6 protein-coding genes and 2 rRNA genes (1 of these 8 running past the window's edge) are annotated in these 7,230 nt (G+C 58.4%); 5 read left to right on the forward strand and 3 right to left on the reverse strand.

Features of this window, described 5'->3' with window-relative positions; translation table 11 throughout:
- The first annotated feature begins 97 nt into the window (after positions 1–97).
- From Q1W70_RS01105 to Q1W70_RS01120, 4 genes are read left to right on the forward strand one after another with little or no spacing between them, the layout of a single operon-like run.
- Positions 98–694, forward strand: a complete 597-nt coding sequence (locus Q1W70_RS01105; protein ID WP_166592333.1) for a paraquat-inducible protein A — start codon at positions 98–100, stop codon at positions 692–694.
- The gene (locus Q1W70_RS01110; RefSeq protein ID WP_166592332.1) at positions 691–1,335 is read left to right on the forward strand and encodes a paraquat-inducible protein A; all 645 of its coding nucleotides are present in this window, start codon (positions 691–693) and stop codon (positions 1,333–1,335) included. The genes Q1W70_RS01105 and Q1W70_RS01110 overlap by 4 nt, the downstream gene beginning before the upstream one ends.
- Entirely contained in the window at positions 1,316–2,971 is a 1,656-nt protein-coding gene (locus tag Q1W70_RS01115; protein ID WP_166592331.1) for a PqiB family protein, read from the forward strand. The genes Q1W70_RS01110 and Q1W70_RS01115 overlap by 20 nt, the downstream gene beginning before the upstream one ends.
- Before the next feature lie 16 nt (positions 2,972–2,987).
- On the forward strand, positions 2,988–3,542 hold the full coding sequence (locus tag Q1W70_RS01120; RefSeq protein WP_166592330.1) for a PqiC family protein: 555 nt from the start codon (positions 2,988–2,990) through the stop codon (positions 3,540–3,542).
- Positions 3,543–3,551: 9 nt separating this feature from the next.
- Here the strand turns inward: Q1W70_RS01120 and Q1W70_RS01125 are convergent, their stop codons facing one another.
- On the reverse strand, positions 3,552–4,601 hold the full coding sequence (locus Q1W70_RS01125; protein ID WP_178117418.1) for a hypothetical protein: 1,050 nt from the start codon (positions 4,599–4,601) through the stop codon (positions 3,552–3,554).
- Between the two features lie 133 nt (positions 4,602–4,734).
- Between Q1W70_RS01125 and Q1W70_RS01130 the strand changes: the two genes are divergently transcribed.
- On the forward strand, positions 4,735–5,088 hold the full coding sequence (locus Q1W70_RS01130; protein ID WP_166592329.1) for a DUF2784 domain-containing protein: 354 nt from the start codon (positions 4,735–4,737) through the stop codon (positions 5,086–5,088).
- A 63-nt stretch (positions 5,089–5,151) separates the two neighbouring features.
- Here Q1W70_RS01130 and rrf read toward each other — a convergent pair.
- A 5S ribosomal RNA gene (gene rrf / locus Q1W70_RS01135) occupies positions 5,152–5,267 on the reverse strand.
- A gap of 161 nt (positions 5,268–5,428) precedes the next feature.
- Positions 5,429–7,230: ribosomal RNA gene (locus tag Q1W70_RS01140) — 23S ribosomal RNA — on the reverse strand; it runs 1,092 nt beyond the window's last position.

Here is a 7,230-nt window from a genome sequence, read left to right on the forward strand (position 1 = left end):
GTACCAGCCTCAGCAAACTTTATATTTGCTCTATGGCGAGGCACTTCTATATTCATTTAACGCCCCTGAAGCTTCTGCCTCCCCTTGAGTGCTAACCATGGCCAGGACTGACACACTGATCATCTGTGAGCACTGCGATGGCGTGTATGAAAAAGTCACGCTCGCCAAACACCAGACCGCCCTGTGCCAGCGCTGTGGCGGTGTGCTGCAGCGCTACAACGGCCTGTCGGTGCAACAGCGCCTGGCGCTGACCCTGACAGCCGCGGTGCTGTGGGTGTTCGCCAATTTCTATCCGGTGATGAGCATCAGCCTGCAGGGCCTGAAGAACAGCGCCACGCTCTGGGACTCGGTGGTGGCCCTGAGTGATGGCCCGATTACGTTCGTCGCCCTGGTGGCCGCCATCTCCATCATCATTGCTCCAGTGTTCCAGCTGTTGCTGTTGATTTGGGTCTTGAGTTTTGCCCTGGCGTCCCGGCGCTCGCCGGCCTTCAAGCTGTGCATGCGCTGGCTGGAAACCCTGCGCCCCTGGAGCATGCTCGAGGTCTGCCTGCTGGGAGCCATGGTGGCAGTGTTCAAACTCGCCGGCCTGCTGGATGTGGTGCCAGGCCTGGGCCTGTTTGCCCTGGCCCTGCTGAGCCTGCTGTTGATCCGCATCGCCGGGCGCGATGTGCGTGAGCTGTGGGACATCCTATGAACACTCTGCCCGAGGCACGCGACCTCAATCTGTGCCTGTGCCACAGCTGTGGCCTGGCTTGCGACATGAGCAACGAACCCCATACGTGTGAGCGCTGTGACGCACCGCTGCACCGACGCAAAACCAACTCCCTGACCCGCACGTGGGCCTATCTGCTGGCAGCCCTGGTGTTCTACATCCCGGCCAACCTGCTGCCAGTGATGAACACCAGCATGTTCGGCAGCGGTGCCGACAGCACCATCATCGGCGGGGTGCTGGAGTTCTGGGAACACGGGGCCTGGGACATCGCATTGATTATTTTCATCGCCAGTATCGCCGTCCCGGGGGTCAAGTTTGTTGCCCTCAGCCTGCTCCTGGTGACGGCACAGCGTGGCAGCCTCTGGGCGCGCAAAGAACGCTCGCAGCTGTACCGCTTCGTCGAGCTGATCGGTTACTGGTCCATGCTCGACGTGATCGTCGTGGCACTGGTGGCCGCACTGGTGAAATTCCAGGCGCTGGGGGATATCGAGCCACGGGCGGGCATTCTGTTCTTTGGCATGGTGGTGGTGCTCACCATGCTGTCAGCCATGAGCTTCGACCCGCGCCTGATCTGGGACAACCGACAAACCGAGGAGGTCATGGATGCAATCGCGAGCCACTGAGGGGCAACAAACGCCCGGCACAGCCAACATCAAGACCCGACGTTGGAGCGTTTCGCTGGTGTGGATCGTGCCGATCGTGGCCGTGCTGGTGGGGATTTCCCTGGTGATCCACAACGTGATGCAACAAGGGCCGGTGATCGTTCTCAACTTCAAGACCGGACAAGGACTGACCGCCAACAAGACCGAGGTCAAATACCGCAATGTGGTGATTGGCCATGTCTCTGAGGTCGAGCTCAGTGCCGACCAGAAGAGCGTCAATGCCACGGTGAAACTGGCCAAGCAGGCCGAGTCCTTCACCCGCAAGGACTCGAAGTTCTGGGTGGTGCGCCCGCGCATTGGCGCCGGCGGGGTATCGGGTATCGACACCCTGCTGTCCGGCGACTTTATCGGTGCCGACGCCGGCCAGTCGAATGATCGCGCCAAGACCTTTATCGGCCTCGAAGCACCGCCCCCCATCACCTATGGCGAGCCTGGCAAGCGCTTCATGCTGCGCACCCAGGACCTTGGCTCGCTGGATATTGGCTCGCCGGTCTACTACCGCAAGATTCCCGTGGGCCAGGTGGTGTCCTATGCCCTGGACGCCGATGGCAAAGGGGTGAACATCGAGGTGTTCGTCACCTCGCCGAACGATGTCTATGTCACCAATAACACCCGCTTCTGGAACGCCAGTGGCATCGATGTCGAAGTGGGCGCCAATGGTTTCGCGGTCAAGACTGAGTCGCTGTCCGCGCTGTTGTTGGGGGGTATTACCTTCCGCGCGCCCGACTACAGCCCCGACGACAAGCCGGCCGCCGAAGACACCCGCTACGAGCTGTTCGAAGACCAGAAAACCGCACTCGCTCCGCCCAACGGCAAGCCGCAATTCCTCGCCCTGCGCTTCGATCAGGCCTTGCGGGGGCTGAAGGTCGACGCGCCCGTTGAGTTCCAGGGTCTGGAAATTGGCAAGGTGGTGGCCGTCAACCTGGATTTCGATGAGAAGACCCGCAGCTTCCCGATCAATGTCGGCATCGTCATCTATCCGCAACGCCTGGGCCGTGCGCACCTGAAAATGCTCGCGGCACTCAAGCATGATCCCAATGACGAACAGGCCGGGATCCGGCTCATGGGCACCTTCGTCGAGAACGGCCTGCGCGCCCAGGCCCGTAGCGGCAACCTGCTGACCGGACAGCTGTACATCGCCCTGGAGTTCTTCCCGAAAGCGCCAAAAGTCACCTTCGATGACAATGCACGTCCAGTCATGATCCCGACCGTGCCCGCCAGTCTTGAACAGTTACAGGAACAATTGCAGTCCATGATGGAGAAGATCAACAGACTGCCGATCGAGCGTATTGCCAATAACCTGGACGCCAACCTGACGGAGGTGCGCAAAGGCATCAAGCAGTTCAACGGCCGGACCCTGCCAGGGGTGCAGGACACCTTGCAAGAGGTGAGCAAAACCCTGCAGTCGGCCAACTCGACCCTTGCCGAAGACTCGCCGCAACGTGAGCAACTGACCCAGACCCTGGATGAATTGGGACGTATGTCACGCTCGCTGCGTGAATTGTCCGACTACTTGAGCAGAAATCCGGAATCCTTGCTACGTGGCCGTCCGAAAGACGCCCCGGCGCAAAATCTGCAACCGTCTTCGAGCCGCTGACCACAGGAGCAGGTCCATGTCTTTGTCGTTGAGAGTGTCGTTGCTCAGTGCGCTGTTGCTGCTGGCGGCGTGCCGCAGTGACCCGATTCATTACCACACGCTGCTCCCGGCACAACCAGCTCCGGGTGCCCATGGGGCAGCGAGCATCCAATTCGAGCAGATCAGCGTGCCGCCCCAGGTCGACCGCCCGCAAATGGTGATTCGCCAGGGCGGCAGCGGCCTGGCGATCCTGGAGACTGAGTGGTGGGGGGCGACCCTGGTGGATGAGTTGCGCAATGCCCTGGTCGACCAGCTTTCCAGCCCCGTTGCTGAGCGCAGGTTGTCCTTGCGCCTGGACGTGCAGCGCTTCGATTCAGTCCCCGGGCAGTACGCGCTGATCGATGCGCAATGGCGCCTGCGCATCACCGAGGAGGAAAACAGCAAGGCCTTCCTGAGTTGCCGTACCACCGTGCAGACACCTTCGGGCGCGAGTATCGACGATCTGGTGGTCGCCCATCAGAACAATGTGAAACGCCTGGCCGCAGCCATCAGCCAGGCGGCCACTACGACTCGCTGCCCCACCTCCCCATGAGCAGCCGGCTCATGGGACTGCGCTACCGGGGGTGTCAGGGCTGAACACTTCACCCTGTTTGGGCGATACCAACGGGCCTGCTCTCAGGCCACCTTCGATTTGCCGGGAGATGTAGTTGACCCCGGCCATCACCCCGTTGGTCTCGTTTTCCATCAGGCCCAGCCATGCCTTGTCAAAAGCGGCATTCAGGCTTCTGCGCATTTGCGCTTGCGCCTCGGGCCGGTCGCTTTCATTGGACATGGCACCGATGCCCAGCGAAACCACCGATATCACCGCACCAGCGACCCGGCCGACGGCTGCCGCTACCGCACTGGCGACGCTGCGCGAGGCAATCTGCGCCTCGAGCCGCTCACTGGCGCGCTTGGCCACTGACGAGATCCCGGCGTCCGACAACCCGGCCCCTGCCCCACTGTTGGAACCGCGCACCTGCTCGATCAGGGCCAAATAAGCCGGCAGGTGGTTGACCGGCTCGGCGTGGACGATCTGATACAACGAAGCATTGCGCGCCGGTGGCGGTGCCAGGGTGATGGCGGGAATCCGGTTGAGGCGCTGGTCGAATTGATCCCGGGGCACGGCGTAATGCTCCTGAATCTCCCCAAGATGGGCACTGAGCATCTGCAGGTACAGGGTGACGGCGTCGCCCATGATCACGTTAGGGTCAGTGACCTTGGCCACCGGATCGAGCACGCGTTCGTGGTACTGCTCCTGCAGGTAGAGGGCCAAGCGGTTGACCACCGAATCCTTCTCATTCTTGGCGCTGAGCTTGTACCAGCCCACCTTCATGCCCAGCCATTGCTGGGTCCAGTAGCCGGTAAACCAGGGAATGAAGTCGCTCTCGGTGCGCCGGAACACCTGCTCACGCCACCGTTCCATAGCTTTGCGCGTGTACTGGCGGACCGTTTCTCTGGAGGACAATGAGGCGGTTTCGATGTCTTTATCGATCTGCTGCCAGGTCGCGTCCGTGATTACTACCTGCACCGTCGGCCCGACGCGACCCGCAGTCGAGCATCCAGCCAGCAATATGACCAGTAGGGCAAGAAACAGGACACGTCGACTCAAGATCGCAGTCCCCCCGCAGATGACACGACAGCCGTAGCCACGCATCAATGCGAATCGAACGCCTGGCATTTTGGGTCACGGTACGGTGAGTATAGGTGGTGAAAGACCTGCTCAATCAACGACAGGAGGCACCATGCTCTATCGACTGACGGCTGACGGGCTGTTGCTCGTGCATTTGCTGTTCATTCTATTCGTGCTGTTCGGCGCCCTGCTCGCGTTCAAATGGCGTCCGGTGATCTGGTGGCACCTGCCAGCGGTACTGTGGGGGACGCTGGTTGAAGTCTGCCACTGGAACTGTCCCCTGACCCGCTGGGAGAACCTCATGCGCCGCAGTGCCGGCCAGGCTGGGTATGAGGAGAGCTTCATCGAACATTACCTGTGGCCCCTGATCTACCCCAGCGGGCTGACACCGAACATCCAACTGAGCCTCGGTGGCTTGGTGGTGCTGATCAATGGGCTGATCTACCTGCGCCTGGCCAGGCGCTGAGTTCTTTTGGGGGGACAAAAACAAAACCCCAACTGCTTTCGCAATTGGGGTTTTGGAATTTAATCTTGACGATGACCTACTCTCACATGGGGAAACCCCACACTACCATCGGCGATGCATCGTTTCACTGCTGAGTTCGGGATGGGATCAGGTGGTTCCAATGCTCTATGGTCGTCAAGAAATTCGGGTACTGAGTCGTGGCCAGTCGGCCTCGCTTCAGCAAATTGGGTATGTGATAGCTTTCGGTGTTTTGTGAGTTTTTCGAACTTTCGGTTCGTTTCGTCTTCACACACCGCAATCAGATGCCTCTTTCGAAGTCACAAGATTGCTTGGGTGTTATATGGTCAAGCCTCACGGGCAATTAGTATTGGTTAGCTCAACGCCTCACAGCGCTTACACACCCAACCTATCAACGTCGTAGTCTTCGACGGCCCTTCAGGGAACTCAAGGTTCCAGTGAGATCTCATCTTGAGGCTAGTTTCCCGCTTAGATGCTTTCAGCGGTTATCTATTCCGAACATAGCTACCCGGCAATGCCACTGGCGTGACAACCGGAACACCAGAGGTTCGTCCACTCCGGTCCTCTCGTACTAGGAGCAGCCCCTCTCAAATCTCAAACGTCCACGGCAGATAGGGACCGAACTGTCTCACGACGTTCTAAACCCAGCTCGCGTACCACTTTAAATGGCGAACAGCCATACCCTTGGGACCGGCTTCAGCCCCAGGATGTGATGAGCCGACATCGAGGTGCCAAACACCGCCGTCGATATGAACTCTTGGGCGGTATCAGCCTGTTATCCCCGGAGTACCTTTTATCCGTTGAGCGATGGCCCTTCCATACAGAACCACCGGATCACTAAGACCTACTTTCGTACCTGCTCGACGTGTCTGTCTCGCAGTCAAGCGCGCTTTTGCCTTTATACTCTACGACCGATTTCCGACCGGTCTGAGCGCACCTTCGTACTCCTCCGTTACTCTTTAGGAGGAGACCGCCCCAGTCAAACTACCCACCATACACTGTCCTCGATCCGGATAACGGACCTGAGTTAGAACCTCAAAGTTGCCAGGGTGGTATTTCAAGGTTGGCTCCACGCAGACTGGCGTCCACGCTTCAAAGCCTCCCACCTATCCTACACAAGCAAATTCAAAGTCCAGTGCAAAGCTATAGTAAAGGTTCACGGGGTCTTTCCGTCTAGCCGCGGATACACTGCATCTTCACAGCGATTTCAATTTCACTGAGTCTCGGGTGGAGACAGCGCCGCCATCGTTACGCCATTCGTGCAGGTCGGAACTTACCCGACAAGGAATTTCGCTACCTTAGGACCGTTATAGTTACGGCCGCCGTTTACCGGGGCTTCGATCAAGAGCTTCGCGTTAGCTAACCCCATCAATTAACCTTCCGGCACCGGGCAGGCGTCACACCCTATACGTCCACTTTCGTGTTTGCAGAGTGCTGTGTTTTTAATAAACAGTCGCAGCGGCCTGGTATCTTCGACCGGCGTGGGCTTACGGAGCAAGTCCTTCACCCTCACCGGCGCACCTTCTCCCGAAGTTACGGTGCCATTTTGCCTAGTTCCTTCACCCGAGTTCTCTCAAGCGCCTTGGTATTCTCTACCCAACCACCTGTGTCGGTTTGGGGTACGGTTCCTGGTTACCTGAAGCTTAGAAGCTTTTCTTGGAAGCATGGCATCAACCACTTCGTGTTCTAAAAGAACACTCGTCATCAGCTCTCGGCCTTAGAATCCCGGATTTACCTAAGATTCCAGCCTACCACCTTAAACTTGGACAACCAACGCCAAGCTGGCCTAGCCTTCTCCGTCCCTCCATCGCAATAACCAGAAGTACAGGAATATTAACCTGTTTTCCATCGACTACGCTTTTCAGCCTCGCCTTAGGGACCGACTAACCCTGCGTCGATTAACGTTGCGCAGGAAACCTTGGTCTTTCGGCGTGGGTGTTTTTCACACCCATTGTCGTTACTCATGTCAGCATTCGCACTTCTGATACCTCCAGCAAGCTTCTCAACTCACCTTCACAGGCTTACAGAACGCTCCTCTACCGCATCATCCTAAGATGATACCCGTAGCTTCGGTGTATGGTTTGAGCCCCGTTACATCTTCCGCGCAGGCCGACTCGACTAGTG

Source organism: Pseudomonas kielensis, assembly GCF_030505375.1.
GTDB lineage: Bacteria > Pseudomonadota > Gammaproteobacteria > Pseudomonadales > Pseudomonadaceae > Aquipseudomonas > Aquipseudomonas kielensis.